General features: G+C 40.0%; 12 protein-coding genes. All 12 read left to right on the top strand.

The window, feature by feature from the left end; translation table 11 throughout:
* The first annotated feature begins 599 nt into the window (after positions 1-599).
* The 12 genes from DW121_RS12000 to DW121_RS12060 all read left to right on the top strand — a co-directional run bounded on the left by DW121_RS12000 (position 600) and on the right by DW121_RS12060 (position 14,955).
* Positions 600-1,988, top strand: coding sequence for a UDP binding domain-containing protein (locus tag DW121_RS12000; RefSeq protein WP_118323964.1), 1,389 nt, complete (start codon positions 600-602; stop codon positions 1,986-1,988).
* An 81-nt stretch (positions 1,989-2,069) separates the two neighbouring features.
* Positions 2,070-3,245 carry a non-hydrolyzing UDP-N-acetylglucosamine 2-epimerase gene (gene wecB / locus DW121_RS12005; protein WP_117712300.1) on the top strand — a complete coding sequence of 392 codons (1,176 nt, stop codon included), beginning with the start codon at positions 2,070-2,072 and terminating at the stop codon, positions 3,243-3,245.
* Between the two features lie 145 nt (positions 3,246-3,390).
* The gene (aepX, locus tag DW121_RS12010; RefSeq protein WP_117712302.1) at positions 3,391-4,704 is read left to right on the top strand and encodes a phosphoenolpyruvate mutase; all 1,314 of its coding nucleotides are present in this window, start codon (positions 3,391-3,393) and stop codon (positions 4,702-4,704) included.
* Positions 4,705-4,713: 9 nt separating this feature from the next.
* Positions 4,714-5,841 (top strand): phosphonopyruvate decarboxylase, encoded by a 1,128-nt coding sequence (gene aepY / locus DW121_RS12015; RefSeq protein WP_117712304.1) that lies wholly within the window; start codon positions 4,714-4,716, stop codon positions 5,839-5,841.
* 12 nt (positions 5,842-5,853) lie between these two features.
* Positions 5,854-6,987 carry a phosphonoacetaldehyde reductase gene (locus DW121_RS12020; RefSeq protein ID WP_117712306.1) on the top strand — a complete coding sequence of 378 codons (1,134 nt, stop codon included), beginning with the start codon at positions 5,854-5,856 and terminating at the stop codon, positions 6,985-6,987.
* Positions 6,988-6,995: 8 nt separating this feature from the next.
* The gene (locus DW121_RS12025; protein ID WP_118323890.1) at positions 6,996-7,736 is read left to right on the top strand and encodes a LicD family protein; all 741 of its coding nucleotides are present in this window, start codon (positions 6,996-6,998) and stop codon (positions 7,734-7,736) included.
* Positions 7,737-7,742: 6 nt separating this feature from the next.
* Positions 7,743-9,173: a lipopolysaccharide biosynthesis protein gene (locus tag DW121_RS12030; protein WP_117712310.1), complete on the top strand. Its 1,431-nt coding sequence runs from the start codon at positions 7,743-7,745 to the stop codon at positions 9,171-9,173.
* A gap of 542 nt (positions 9,174-9,715) precedes the next feature.
* Positions 9,716-10,717 carry a hypothetical protein gene (locus DW121_RS12040; RefSeq protein ID WP_118323891.1) on the top strand — a complete coding sequence of 334 codons (1,002 nt, stop codon included), beginning with the start codon at positions 9,716-9,718 and terminating at the stop codon, positions 10,715-10,717.
* Positions 10,714-11,901 (top strand): glycosyltransferase, encoded by a 1,188-nt coding sequence (locus tag DW121_RS12045; RefSeq protein WP_118323892.1) that lies wholly within the window; start codon positions 10,714-10,716, stop codon positions 11,899-11,901. The genes DW121_RS12040 and DW121_RS12045 overlap by 4 nt, the downstream gene beginning before the upstream one ends.
* A 2-nt stretch (positions 11,902-11,903) precedes the next feature.
* Positions 11,904-12,965 (top strand): EpsG family protein, encoded by a 1,062-nt coding sequence (locus DW121_RS12050; protein WP_118323893.1) that lies wholly within the window; start codon positions 11,904-11,906, stop codon positions 12,963-12,965.
* Positions 12,965-14,053, top strand: a complete 1,089-nt coding sequence (locus DW121_RS12055; RefSeq protein ID WP_118323894.1) for a glycosyltransferase — start codon at positions 12,965-12,967, stop codon at positions 14,051-14,053. Before DW121_RS12050 ends, DW121_RS12055 begins: the two co-directional genes overlap by 1 nt.
* Positions 14,044-14,955, top strand: coding sequence for a D-glucuronyl C5-epimerase family protein (locus DW121_RS12060; protein ID WP_118323895.1), 912 nt, complete (start codon positions 14,044-14,046; stop codon positions 14,953-14,955). Before DW121_RS12055 ends, DW121_RS12060 begins: the two co-directional genes overlap by 10 nt.
* Positions 14,956-14,957: the final 2 nt, after the last annotated feature.

The following is a 14,957-nucleotide window of genomic DNA, read 5'->3' on the forward strand; positions in this document are numbered from 1 at the left end:
TGCTACATAGACGAACTCCAGTTCCGGCAAGATGATGAGACGTTACTGATTGTACTGAAGGAATTGTGCGAACGTCTCCGGCTGGATTATTGTAACAGGTAGTGCCGTTTGACACCCTGCCACCTTAGTTGCGCAACTTTTCCTTTATGCGCACGTGCAGAAATACACACGTTCTGAGTTTGTTTGTTTCAGATGTTTTTTCCTTCCTGCGCGCGTAGGCGTGAAAGAAAAGTTACGCAAGAGTGGTGGCAGGGTGTCACAAGACCCTATGATTAGTAAGCAAATTTTGATAAAAATAGATGTAAATATTTACAAAGTTAGTGCTCAAAAATCTCAACCTGTAAGATGCAGTGTGTATCAGTATTGGATTATTTCAAGAACTTCTAATAAATCTTAAAAGCCAATGTCCTTTTTGACGTTATTTATTAGGCAACCGCCTTGTAGCGGCTTTCCTTGGGGTGACGCTAAAGTTGGATGCTAATGGATGGTCCAAATAGAATGCTTACAAATGCTGAAATAAAATCATATCAATTTAAGAAGTTTTAATCTTCTACTTTATTAAGAATAAGCAAGGTAGAAGTAATAGAGTGCTTACAAAGATGAGAGAATACCAAGAATTAAAAATTGCCGTAGCCGGTACTGGTTATGTTGGTCTAAGCATGGCTGCATTGCTTTCGCAACACCATGAAGTAGTCGCTGTAGATGTAATTCCAGAGAAGGTTGAGAAGATTAATCATCGTATCAGTCCTATTCAAGACGAGTATATTGAGAAGTTCTTTGCAGAGAAACAACTGAACCTTACTGCTACGCTTGATGGTGCTGCAGCATATAAAGATGCCGATTTTGTGGTTATTGCCGCCCCCACTAACTATGACCCTGTGAAAAACTTCTTCGATACCCACCACATCGAGGATGTCATCGACCTTGTACTGAGTGTGAATCCTGAGGCAACCATGGTTATCAAGTCAACTATCCCTGTGGGTTATTGCCGTTCATTGTATGTGAAATACGCACGGACGTTTGCACAGATGGAACCATTAGCGGGCGGTAAACGTCGTGAGTTTCGACTTCTTTTCTCTCCCGAGTTCCTGCGTGAGAGTAAGGCTCTTTACGATAATCTCCATCCAAGCCGCATCATTGTAGGCTATCCCAAGATGATGGGAGCAGAATGGGAAGAGGAGAATGAAGCCATCCGTCAGATTCAAGGCAACCACATGAAGGAGGCTGCCAAGACATTTGCCCAACTTCTTGTGGAAAGTGCAGAAGGTCCTTCTGCCGAGAATCCTATTATGGAGCAATACAGGGGCACCAAGAATATTCCTGTACTCTATATGGGTTTGAAAGAAGCGGAAGCTGTGAAACTCTTTGCCAACACTTACCTTGCCCTTCGTGTATCCTACTTCAATGAGTTGGACACTTATAGCGAGGTTAAAGGTCTTGATTCTGCCGCCATCATTAACGGTATCGGTCTTGACCCACGCATCGGTACACACTACAACAACCCCAGTTTCGGATATGGCGGTTACTGTCTGCCAAAGGACGCCAAACAACTCCTTGCTAACTATCAAGACGTGCCTCAGAATATGATGTCCGCTATCGTGGAGAGTAACAGAACCCGTAAGGACTACATTGCTGATGCCGTACTCCGCAAGGCAGGTTGGTATAGTTATAGCGAGAACAACCAGTACGACGGTTCGAAGGAACCTGTTACCATCGGTATCTTCCGCCTTACCATGAAGTCGAATTCAGACAATTTCCGTCAGAGTGCTATTCAAGGCATCATGAAACGTGTGAAAGCCAAAGGTGCTAATATTATCATTTACGAACCCACCCTTTCCGATGGCGAATTCTTTTTCGGAAGCAAGGTAGTCAACAATCTCGCCCGGTTCAAATCTCAGTCGAATGTAATCATCGCCAACCGCTTTGACGATTGCCTCAAAGATATAGAGGATAAAGTATACACACGCGACGTTTTCCGCAGAGATTAAAAATTATTGGAGTATACTCATAATTGAATTTTTACTGAATACCCCCAACACTAATAGTACTAGATAATACTGCTTATTAATATGGCAAAGAAAATTATGCTGGTCTTCGGAACCCGACCGGAAGCTATCAAGATGTGTCCCTTGGTCAAGGAATTCCAGAAGCGCCGTACCGAGTTTGAAACCGTCGTGTGCGTCACCGGTCAGCATCGCGAAATGCTTGACCAAGTACTCACCATTTTTGACGTTCGTCCCGATTACGACCTCAACATCATGAAGCAAGGTCAGAATCTCACCGACATCACCTCACGCATTCTCACTGGTATGTGCGACGTGTTCAAAGAATGCCGCCCCGATGTAGTCCTCGTTCATGGCGATACTACTACCTCCACCGTCGCAGCCTTGGCCGCTTTTTATGCACAGATTCCTGTGGGGCACGTTGAGGCTGGTCTCCGTACGCACAATATCTACAGCCCGTGGCCCGAGGAGATGAATCGTCAAATCACCGGACGCATTGCCACCTATAACTTCTCGCCGACCCCACTCTCCGAGAAGAATCTGCAGGAGGAGAAAGTCCACGGCAATATCTATGTCACCGGCAATACCGTGATCGATGCCCTCCACATGGTCGTTGACAAACTCAACACCGATGCCGTTCTTGCTCAGGAGCAGAACCAAGTACTGCTTAATACCGGTTATGACGTCACCCGCCTTGATGGCAGTAAGAAACTCGTCCTCATCACCGGCCATCGACGTGAGAATTTCGGCGACGGCTTCATCCGCATGGTCACCGCCATGAAGGACCTCAGTGAGAAGTATCCAGAGGTAGACTTTGTATATCCAATGCACCTCAACCCAAATGTGCGTAAGCCAATTCACGAGGTGTTTGGTGAAGATCTCACCCGTCCTAACTTCTTCTTCATTGAGCCCTTGCAGTATCTCGAGTTCGTACATCTAATGGCTAAAGCTACTATTGTACTTACCGACTCGGGTGGAATTCAGGAAGAAGCCCCGGGGCTTGGTAAACCTGTTCTTGTTATGCGTGACACCACCGAACGTCCCGAGGCTCTTGCTTCGGGTACCGTTCACCTTGTCGGCACCGATTATGATAAGATCGTGGGTGAGGTCAGCACCCTCCTTGATGATGCAACTGCCTACAAACAGATGTCACATTCTGTCAACCCCTATGGCGATGGTCAAGCTTGCCGCCGCATAGCCGATGTGCTCGCAGACAAAGACACTGACCGTTATGAGGTGTAATTCAATAGTAACAACTAAATCACTTTGGCAATGAGGCAATGTTAATTTCAAAACTTATTATTTAACATACCCATTAATTAGGACACTTCAAAGTGCCTTAATTAAGGGGTGTGTCCTAAATAGAGTACTTACAATAACAAATATTATGGACAACAAAAAAACAGTCTATGTTGGTATGTCTGCTGACATCATTCATACAGGTCATTTGAACATCATTCACGAGGCAATGAAACTTGGTCGTGTGGTGGTAGGTATCCTTACTGATGAGGCTATCGCTAGCTATAAACGTCTGCCTTACCTCACTTACGAGCAGAGAAGTGAGATCGTTGCTAATCTCAAGGGTGTTGATGAGGTAATACCTCAAACTACTCTTGATTACGTTCCTAACCTTGAAAAGGTACGTCCTGATTACGTACTCCATGGTGATGATTGGAAACAGGGGGTTCAGCAGAAAACTCGCCAGCGCGTTATAGACTGCATCTCGCAGTGGGGTGGTAAGGTAATCGACATTCCTTACACCCAAGGTATCTCCAGCTCTATGCTTAACCAGCGTCTGAAGGAAATCGGTACTACTCCTGAGGTTCGTATGAAACGTCTCCGCCGTCTCATTGCTGCTAAACCTGTTGTACGCATACTTGAGTCGCACTCTGGACTTACAGGTCTGATCGCTGAGAATACTTGCGTAGAGGTGAATAACGTAAGGCGTGAGTTTGATGGTATGTGGGCTTCTTCGCTCACTGATTCTACTTCTAAGGGAAAGCCTGATATCGAGGCTGTTGATTTGACTACTCGTCTCCACGGTCTGAACGATGCTCTTGAGGTAACTACCAAGCCTTTCATCTATGATGGTGATACCGGAGGCAAACTCGAGCACTTCGTATTTACCGTACGTACTCTTGAGCGTCTTGGTGTATCGGCAGTTATCATCGAGGATAAAGTGGGTCTGAAGCAGAATTCGCTCTTCGGTACAGATGCCGTCCAAACTCAGGATACCATCGAAAGCTTTTGTGCTAAGATCAAGGCTGGTAAGAACGCTCAGATCACCGATGACTTTATGATCATTGCTCGTTGTGAGTCGCTCATCGCTGGCAAGCCTATTTCTGATGCTATCAAGCGTTGCTTTGCCTATGTTGAGGCTGGTGTTGACGGCATCATGATTCACTCGAAAGAGAAAACTGGTGAGGACATCAAAGAGTTTTGTCACCAGTTCCGTACTAAGTATGCCGATGTACCTATTGTAGTAGTACCTACCACTTACAACCAGTTTACCGAGGAGGAACTCGCATCTTGGGGTATCAATGTAGTAATCTATGCTAACCATATGCTTCGTGCTTCTTATCCTGCAATGATGAACTGCGCCAAGTCTATCCTTATGCACTCTCGTTCGAAGGAGGCTGTTGCTGAGTACTGCATGCCTATCAAGGAGATTCTCGAACTTATCCCTGGAACTAAGAACTAATCAGCGACGATGATAAGACCTGAATTTTTCGTAAATACGCTTAAGGAACACGGCATAGATTTCTATGCTGGTGTTCCTGACTCACTGCTCAAGAATATCTGTGCCTACATTACCGACAATCTTCCTGCTGAGCAGAACATCATTACTGCTAACGAAGGTGGTGCTATGGGTATTGCTGCTGGTTATCATTTGGCAACAGGCAAAGTACCTGTAGTTTATATGCAGAACTCCGGTGAGGGCAACATAATCAATCCGTTAGCTTCGCTTACCGATAAGGAGGTATACAATATTCCTGTACTGCTCGTTATCGGTTGGAGAGGCCGCCCCGGTGTACATGATGAGCCTCAGCATATAAAGCAAGGTAAGGTGACTACCGGTCTGTTAAACACCATGGGTATCAACTATGCTATCCTGCCTAAGGACGAAGAGAGTGTTGCAAAGCAGATCAAGATTGCTGTCGACTTTATGAAGGTTACCAACGAGTGCTATGCGCTTGTTATCGAGAAGGATACCTTCGATGCCTACAAACTTCAGAATATTGAGGTGAACGACCTCACCATGTCTCGCGAGGAAGCAATACGGAAGGTAACTTCGAGCATCGAGGATAACGCCTGCATCGTATCAACCACCGGTATGATTTCGCGCGAGCTTTTTGAGGCACGTACCGCATGGAACCAGGGTCATGAGCGTGATTTCCTTACTGTAGGTTCTATGGGGCACGCTTCACAGATTGCTCTCGGTATCGCACTCCAGAAACCTGAACGTAGAGTATATTGCTTTGATGGAGATGGTGCTAGCATCATGCATATGGGTAATATGGCCATTACTGCTAGCATGAAGTGTAAAAACTATGTGCATATAGTATTCAATAATGGTGCACACGACTCTGTAGGTGGCCAGCCTACTGTTGGTCTCAAGATTGACCTTTGTGCCGTTGCTAAAGCAGTGGGTTATGCGGTAACCTATTCGGTAGAGGCCATGGAGGAACTCGAAGCAAAACTTGCTGAAATAAAGAATGCAGAAGGTCCTGTACTTCTGCAGATTTGTGTTAAGAAGGGCAACCGCAAGGATCTCGGTCGTCCTACTACGACTCCTATTCAAAACAAAGAGGCTCTTATGGCCTTTCTTCAGAAGTAATTGAACTAAGTTATGCAGCAGAATATCATTCAGGGAATCAATAAATTGCCTCTGATATTGAATGAGAGTGGTAGCAAGAAGTTATTTATTGTTACCGGTTCTCGTTCTTATCAATCGCTCAATTTCAAGGATATGATTAAGTTGCTGGATATCGAGAGGATTTATTTCACCGAATTTACGCCTAATCCGTTGTATGAACAGATAAGTAAAGGTATTGAACTATTCAAATCAGAGGCCTGCGATGGTATTCTGGCTATCGGAGGCGGTAGCCCGATAGATGTGGCAAAATGTATCAAACTTGCAGTACTGGCTAAAGAGGGAAATGACGCAATCCTTCCTCCTTTGGTGAATACACGTGTAGAAATTGATGGCACTAAGATTCCTTTCATCGCCATTCCAACCACTGCGGGAACCGGTAGTGAAAGCACACACAATGCTGTTATGTATTACGAGGGAGCAAAACAGACCGTCACAAACGATGGTATTCTACCAAATTACGCCTTTTTGGAGCCATCTGTTCTGAAATCGCTTCCTCAGTATCAGAAGAAGTGCACTATGATGGATGCCTTTTGTCAAGGTATTGAATCTTGGTGGTCAGTCAACTCTACTGAAGAAAGCTATGAGTACAGTCGTAAGACGATTGAACTCATCATGCAGAACTGGGAGAAGTATATCTTTGAGAACGATGATCAGGCAGCTGCCAATATCATGTTGGGAGCTAATTACAGCGGTCGCGCCATCAACATCACTCAAACCACAGCTGCTCACGCCATGAGCTACAAGATTACTTCTCTTTATGGATTCCCTCATGGGCATGCAGTAGCAGTGTGTTTACCTGTTATATGGAAATATATGCTTGATAATTTGTATCACGAGAACTATTGTGTAGATACAAGAGGAACAGAACATCTTATTTGTATATTCAATGATATAGCTAAGGCAATGAATTGTGATACAACACAAGAAGCAATAAGTAAATTTAAGGACATGTTGTCAAAATTAGTATTAGTAAATCCAGTTGATAACGAACGCAATGCTTCAATACAAATACTGACAAACTCAATAAACACAACAAGGCTTAAGAATAATCCTATTGTGCTTGATAAAAACACTGTACGCCTACTGTATAACATCATAGTAAAGTAATAATTGATATGATTGCAAAAACATTAATTCGTTCCATTTTAAAATTTACAGGAATAGATAAGATAAAAAAAGAGAGAAAGATAAAAAAGGCGTGTACATTACTACAGAACGTTGGTGGTGAAGCATTACAAGCTTATTACGATGTAGCTAGCGAACTTAGTATCACTTTTATTCCTATGTTTGGAACTTTGTTGGGAATATACAGAAATAATGATTTTATCCCTCATGATGATGATATTGATATGGCACTTGATATCAGAAGCTTGTCAGATAATCTTCTGATTTCTTTGAAAAAGCACGGATTTGAGTTCAGTAATATTTTTGTCGCTTCTGATTTTAAAGGATGCCAACTTCCTATGAAGTTCAAAGGGTTAACATGTGATATTTATTTCTCATATATAGATGTAGGGTCACAAACGCACATTTTTCTCCCATTGGCTATCACGGGATATGACTGGTTGTTTTCAAGCAGTATGAATCTCTTTAGAGCAAAAGATGTTGTTGTGCCCTATGAAACTTCAACTATGACTTGGAAGTTCAGAAATAAGAAAATTAAAATTCCATGTAACTCAGTAGAAATCTTGAAAACTCTCTATGGAGAGGATTTCATGACGCCAAAAAAAAATGCGCATGCTGATCCTAACGTTTATCAGACACCGCTTTATGAACGCAATTTCAGGAGTATTCCTATAGAATTATGTAAAGAAAGTAACTTTTGGGAACAAATTATAAAAGTGGGAAGATACTAACTTAATATGGCAGAAGATCTTAAAAGCAAATCTGTAAAGGGAGTAATATGGTCCTTCGTAGAGTCTGCGTCAACAAAGGTGGTCCAATTTGTGATTAGTGTCATAATGGCTCGCCTCCTTATGCCTGAGGATTATGGTATCGTTGCCATCATCTTTGTGTTTATCACAATATCGCAAGTCTTTATAGACGGAGGCTTTGCTACAGCACTGATTCAGGACAAGAATAAGACTGAACGTGATTATTCGACAATATTCACGTTCAATGTTTTACTGTCTGTATGCTGTTACTTTATTTTGTTCTTTGCGGCTCCTTATATATCGTTGTTCTACAATAACGATGTTACATTATATCTGAGGATTCAGAGTTTGGGAATTATAATATTTTCATTCTCTGCCATACATAAAGTGCGAATGACTGTTGACGTCAACTTTAAGGCTGTTGCTAAAGTTACTGTCATTTCAGCATTATTCTCAGGTGTAGTAGGTATTATATTTGCTTATAAGGGGTTCGGAGTATGGGCTCTGGTAGGACAATATTTAACTTCTGCAGTTATGATGACCGGTATGTATGCCATCACTCAAAGGTGGAAACCAGTATGCTTTTTTGATGTATCATCATTTTGCCGTTTGTTTCCATTCGGTATGCGCTTAATGGTAGCCAATATCATTGATAGAATTTACGCCAATCTCTATCCTATAATAATCGGAAAATTCTGCACTCCAGTTCAGTTGGGTTACTACTCACGCGCCGAACAGTTTACTTCGATGCCTGCATACACTTGCATTGAGGTTTTTTCGCGTGTCACGTTTCCAATCATGAGCAAGATAAGCGATGAACGCCAATTGGTTTCTGTTTATCGCAAATATATATCATTGTCCAGCTACATAATAATGCCCTTGTTACTTGGTCTACTCGTTCTTGCAAAACCTTTGGTGCTAATTCTTCTTACAGAAAAATGGGCAGATATCATTGTGCTTATGCAAATTCTTTGCTGTGGCTTTTTGTTAGAACATATTAGCAGCATAAACCGCAATCTGATTTATGTCAAAGGTAGAGCAGATCTAGCCCTCAAACTGGAGGTGATTAAAAAGATTACTGCCTTCCTGATTCTTATAGTATCCGTGCCTTTTGGCCTAATAGGCCTTTGTGTTGGTAAGGCAAGCTACGGGCTATTGGCTATGGTGCTAAACTCTGCATATACAAAAAAACTAATCGGAGTATCTATCTGGGAACAGATAAAAGACTTCACCCCTAGCTTGGTATTGGGTGTCATAGGGGTACTCGTTGCTTCAATTCCTGTCTATAGTTTTGATAATATGTACATGCAATTCTTTGTTGGAGGATTTATGTTTTTTGTATGCTATGTAGGTCTGTCAATAATAGCGAAAAATGATTCGTTGAAAGAAATAATAGATATTGTTAAAAAGAAACTTTGAAAACACAAACAATAATGAACTCAAGCAAACTGACAGTTATATCCAACTTACGTCCATTTCTGTTCTTTACTTTGGGAGCCTATATGGCTGTTGACAAAAAGGAGTTTTGCCTGATAAATTCAGAGTGGCTCAATTGGCTTATTGTTTTCTTGGCTGTAACATCTATTGTCATTGGACTATATCAGTATCCACAGTCTCAGGAAGGATTAAGATACATACAGCAGATGACAACCATACTAGTGGCAATAGCGATGATATGGCTGGCAAAATCAATCAATGAAAGATACAGCATTACCATCCCTAGCATAATCGATAAAAGCTCGTTCTTTGTATATGCCATACATGCATGCGGATTGTTTATTGCTCCTACTACAATTTGTATTAAGCTTGAGCAATGTTTTTCTCTCCAGAATGAATGGCTACTATGCTTATTGTATTTGTTGAGTCCATTCATGGTATATGGAATATCTGTAGTATACTACCACGTACTAAATAAATTGTTCAAACCCATAATGCCTGTTCTTACAGGTAACAGATAATTTATGTTTCAGAAGAAAGAAATCATCCTCTCATACGACTACGAGCTGTTCTTTGGCGATAGATCAGGGACGGTTTTGAGGTCCTTGATAGAACCTACTAACCTCCTGCTCGATGCAATGGATTCCGTTAGCTTTAAGGGTAACTTTTTCGTAGATTGGCAGATGCTAAAGTATTTGAAAGAAGCGAATACTGAACGTACCTTAGCAGACCATCAACTCATAATTGATCAACTCAAGGATATGGTTTACCGAGGTCACCGCATAGAATTGCATATTCACCCTCATTGGGTAGATGCCAAATATAATGGCGATGGTACATGGGACTTTTCCGAATTTCGTCACTACAGTCTTAATAGCTTTTCTGAGAAGGAGATTGTAGATATGTTTGTGGAGGGAACAAATCTGCTCACAAACATTGCGCGTGAGGTTGATTCTGAGTACAAGATCGTTGCCTTCAGAGCAGGTGGATGGGCAGTACAACCTTTTGACAAACTGAAGAAAGGATTCCAAAAAGCGGGAATCAAGATTGACTCATCACCTTGCAAAGGATTTTGTGCAAAGCATACCAACTTTTTTTATGATTTTAGAGTAATGTCAGATTCTTCTATCTACCATTTTAGCAACGATGTGTGTAAGGAAGATCCAGCTGGGGAATTCCTTGAGATTCCAATTACACCTTTGAAACGCCCATTTGTAGTGAAAGTTATTGAGAGATTGTATCAGTTGCTAACTAACAATTGCGAGTACCTTACAGACGGAACACATCATAGAAGCAACGATAACGATCCGTGCGATGAAAGCTATAAGATGGATAATGATTTGAAAATGCTTTCGCTCTACCTTAGTCCGTACAGCATACCAATCGTTATTAATATGTATAAAGATAGAGATTTGTTGTGCTTCATCCAACATCCTAAAGATCAAACAGGTATGACGAATAAGAGTATCAAAGCGTTGAACAGTCTCTGTGCTTCAATAACCTATAAAGACTTACTGGAATTATGATTATTCATTTTCATTATTCTCCAAATCCCAACTCTGGTGAGATAAGGAGAATTCGAAATATAGACAATGAAATCTGCAATATCGCAAAAACCAAGTGTATAGAGGTAGAATTCTATTCATTAAGAGATAGAAAACTGGTTAAGAAAACTTGGCGTTTCAATCTTACAGATAATGTGGTGCGTAAATATTACGTACCACTCCTTCCCTTTACAGGAAATTCAAGCTTTATTCAGTGGATTTGTGATTTGTGGACTTCGATTGCCATCCTGTTTATATATTTAAGGCATAGGCCGGAAATGATTGTTGGCGAATATTCGACAAGTTATTCGGCAATGAAAATGAAAAATTTGTTGAATTGCAAGTATATTGCCGATATGCATGGAGCTCTTCCTGAAGAGTATGCATATAACAATCCCAATATTGTGCAATGGCGTTTGGACTATATTACTCGTTTGGAAACATTGACTTCGAAGAAGGCAGATTATATAATCTGCCAATCGGAGGAAATGAAGAGGCATATAGCCAAAAAATACTCAGTCAATAAGGAACGAATATTTGTTTATAAGTGTGGAGTAAATACAAATATGTTCAAACTAGAAGCGGATAAGAAATCTGTGATAAGAAAGCAGTTAGGTATTTCGGATAATAGCTTTGTATTTGTATATGTAGGCGGATTGATGAAGTGGCAGAAAATTGAGGAGTCGTTGATGATATTTGCAGATACTCAAAAAATCGTTGATGACTGTAAGTTCTTAATCCTGACACGAGAGGTAGATACACTCAAGCTGCTACTTAAGCAATTAAATCTGGAATACTTATCAAATGATGTAATTGCTTTGTCTTCTCCATTTGACAAGGTATCGGACTATTTGAATGCTGCAGATGTGGCTTTCCTGCTTAGAGATAATGTTGTGATGAACCAAGTGGCTTCCCCTACAAAACTTGCAGAATATATGGCATGTGGTCTTCCTGTAATTAGCTCAAAAGTCGCTGCTTGTTGGGTGGAGCAGTCAATGATTGAAGATAATACAATCATTTGCTTTGAAAAAGGATTTAATCTGAAGCTTTTGGTTGATAATGTTAAGAACTGCAATAGAGAACAGATTCGTCAACATGCAAAAAATAGTTTCTCTTTGGAAATCGACTCTGAAAATATTGTGCGAATGTATTCCAGCCTGAAATAATTATGCAAATTCTTATATGGAATTTAGTGTGGTGCATATTTCTTGCATTCATTATCTCTGGGTTACCTGGTAAATTTGTTACTAAAAGAAAGGCTTACTGTCTGATAGCATTTAGTGGTTTCTTTGTGTTGAGAACATTTGTTGATCCGAACAGCCTTCCAGATTTAGATACTTATCTACAAATTTTCGAATTTACCCAAAAATTGACTTGGTCAGAAGTTTTGAAGGGTGAAGCAATTGTTGTTAGTGAATATGGTTATTTGATTCTTAATAAATTATGTTTAGAAGTATCTAATAATTATCAGCTACTGTTCTGTAGTATTGGAATAATTTGGGCAGTTTCGTATCACAAGTTCTTTTTAAGGTATTCTCCGTATTATGTAGTACCTATCTTGTTGTTGCTAGTTACTGAATTTCCGCAGTCTCTTTTTGTGTTGAGGCAGCATATTGCTATGGCTATTTGGTTATTTGCTTACCCGTATATAATCAGTAGAGATCTGAAAAGATTCTGTTTAATTGGCTTGGTTGCATTTTCAATGCATATGACATCAGTTTTATTTTTTCCTATATACTTTCTTTACGGAATGTCGGATAAAAAGAAACTTGCAATTACTATTTTGTTAATGGTAGCAGCATGTGTTTTCGTCTTTGGATATCTTGGTCAGTTAAATGACAGTTTAGGTCTTTCTTATGATAATTACATTACTGGTACAAAGTCTGGTTTATCAAACATGACAGACTTCATTATGAGATCTGCTTACCTAATATCGTTTGTTTACATCTTTAAAGGAAAGGTCTTTGAAGAAGGTATCAATCGTCTCCTGTTGGTTATTTTGTTGTTTTCAACAATTTTGGCATTCTTTGGAACCTCATTTAGTTTGTTAGGAAGACTGGTAAGATATTTCACTCCTGCAGTTATGATTATGGTTCCAATTGCTATGAAAAATATTCGAAATAAAGTGTTTAGATTCGGTTTCTTCGGAGCAATCCTGTTACTTAATACAATATCAATCTTTTGTGGCTCGATGTCTGAGTGGATTAAAGACTTTAAACTATTATTCTAATGAATAAAGTAAACATCCTTCAAGTAATGCCTGAATTTGGGCTTGCTGGTGCAGAGACAATGTGTGAGACTCTTTGTTATCAACTACAGGCTTCTGGTAAATATAATGTAGTTGTTGTAAGTTTGTTCGACTTCCATTCTTCTATTACAGATAGGATGGAAGATAGAGGTATTAAGATTCTCTATTTGGGAAAAAAACAAGGATTGGATCTTTCCGTCATACAAAAGTTATATCGTGTGATGAAGGATTATCGTATTGAAATTGTACATACCCATAGGTATGTAATGCAATATGCTATTCCTGCAGCTATTTTGGCAAGAGTGAAGGTTCGAATTCATACAGTTCATAATATAGCATCTAAGGAGGTTGAAGGATATCGTAAGAAATTGGCTTATTGGTTTTACAAATTCAACAATGTGGTTCCTGTAAGCATTAGTCCACTCATTCAAAATACTGTGGTGGAGCAGTATCACATCACAAAATCGCAGACACCTGTCGTTTATAATGGTTCTGATTTACACCGTTGTTTTGTTAAGAATGATTATGTTGCTTCAAAGCCATTTAGGATTGTGCATATTGGGCGGTTTAATCCTCAGAAAAATCATGGTGCAATAATTGAAGCTGCAGAAATTTTCAAAAAAGATGGAATTGATATCCATATTAATCTTATCGGTGGCGCTGGTAATGAAGAGAGCTGGAAATTGGAAGTTAAGCAAAAAGATTTAACCGATATGATTGAGTTCTCTGGCATTCAGAGTAATGTATATCCTTTCCTCAAGGAGGCAGATTGTTTTATATTACCATCTTTTTATGAGGGCATGCCTATTACACTTGTAGAGGCAATGGGGTGTGGTATGCCCATTATTGCATCGTTTGTCGGTGGCGTTCCTGATATGATAGAGGATGGTGTTTCTGGTCTTTTAATACAACCTACAGCAACTGATCTTGTATCCGCAATCAAAAAATTGATTATTGACGATGTCCTTCGAGAGCAAATAGGAAAGAATGCTCGAAATAGATCGAAACAATTCTCGGCTGAACAGATGTATGAAGGTTACGACAAAATCTATATGAGTAAATGGCAATAAATATTATACAAATACAACGATGGACAAAAATGCTCGTAGGAAGAAGTGTTGAGCATGTCAATCAAGGTATCGGGAAGGTGTATAGTAAAAACGAAATAAAAGGCTATTACAATGACTTAACCGGAAAGGTAACTATGGACAAAAGCTTTCTTAATAACAACGACCTTCCTTTGATTAAGCAACTTGATGGACAAAGTATACATTTTCCTGTAGCTATATTTCAGTATGCTTTGGGGTGTTATGATTTGTGGTTGATTGAGAATAATGAAGTTTATATTGACAAATTTATACAATGTGCTGAATGGGCTCTTAATAAATTGGATGATGAAGGAAGGTGGGACAATTTTTCACACGTTTATCCAGAAGCTCCTTATGGAGCAATGGCACAAGGAGAAGGAACTTCTGTTTTGGTTAGAGCGTATATCTATTCGGGAGACAGTAAATACCTTGAAGCGGCAAAAAAAGCAATAGACTTTATGCTTACAGACCTTCGTGATGGAGGAACCACAGAATATTTTGGTGAAAATGTAGTTTTCTGGGAGTACACAAACCAACCTGTCGTAATGAATGGATGGATTTTTGCATGGTGGGGGCTTTATGATTATGTTTTAGCTACTAAAGACAAAGGGCTATATAAGGCAAAGCTCGATAAATCACAAAGAAGTTTATTAGCCGTCCTTCCTCGATTCAAAAATTCATACTGGAGTTTGTATGACTTCAATGGTAAATTTGCATCCCCGTTTTATCATAACTTGCACATTGCTCAAATGCAAGCAATGTATGATATAACGGGAGATATAGTATTTCAAGAATATGCAGATTGTTGGAGGAAGCAATGTAGAAATGTTCTTTGCAAATCATTAGCTTTTATAGTTAAAGCTATTCAAAAAATCAGAGAGTAATT

The sequence above is a fragment of the Bacteroides sp. AM10-21B genome, from assembly GCF_003472565.1.
Classification (GTDB): Bacteria; Bacteroidota; Bacteroidia; order Bacteroidales; family Bacteroidaceae; genus Bacteroides; species Bacteroides propionicigenes.

Bases quoted from the DNA above. Each gene is read 5' to 3' on its own strand.
- DW121_RS12000 (WP_118323964.1), top strand. From the start codon at position 600: ATGAGAGAATACCAAGAATTAAAAATTGCCGTAGCCGGTACTGGTTAT.
- wecB (WP_117712300.1), top strand. From the start codon at position 2,070: ATGGCAAAGAAAATTATGCTGGTCTTCGGAACCCGACCGGAAGCTATC.
- aepX (WP_117712302.1), top strand. From the start codon at position 3,391: ATGGACAACAAAAAAACAGTCTATGTTGGTATGTCTGCTGACATCATT.
- aepY (WP_117712304.1), top strand. From the start codon at position 4,714: ATGATAAGACCTGAATTTTTCGTAAATACGCTTAAGGAACACGGCATA.
- DW121_RS12020 (WP_117712306.1), top strand. From the start codon at position 5,854: ATGCAGCAGAATATCATTCAGGGAATCAATAAATTGCCTCTGATATTG.
- DW121_RS12025 (WP_118323890.1), top strand. From the start codon at position 6,996: ATGATTGCAAAAACATTAATTCGTTCCATTTTAAAATTTACAGGAATA.
- DW121_RS12030 (WP_117712310.1), top strand. From the start codon at position 7,743: ATGGCAGAAGATCTTAAAAGCAAATCTGTAAAGGGAGTAATATGGTCC.
- DW121_RS12040 (WP_118323891.1), top strand. From the start codon at position 9,716: ATGTTTCAGAAGAAAGAAATCATCCTCTCATACGACTACGAGCTGTTC.
- DW121_RS12045 (WP_118323892.1), top strand. From the start codon at position 10,714: ATGATTATTCATTTTCATTATTCTCCAAATCCCAACTCTGGTGAGATA.
- DW121_RS12050 (WP_118323893.1), top strand. From the start codon at position 11,904: ATGCAAATTCTTATATGGAATTTAGTGTGGTGCATATTTCTTGCATTC.
- DW121_RS12055 (WP_118323894.1), top strand. From the start codon at position 12,965: ATGAATAAAGTAAACATCCTTCAAGTAATGCCTGAATTTGGGCTTGCT.
- DW121_RS12060 (WP_118323895.1), top strand. From the start codon at position 14,044: ATGGCAATAAATATTATACAAATACAACGATGGACAAAAATGCTCGTA.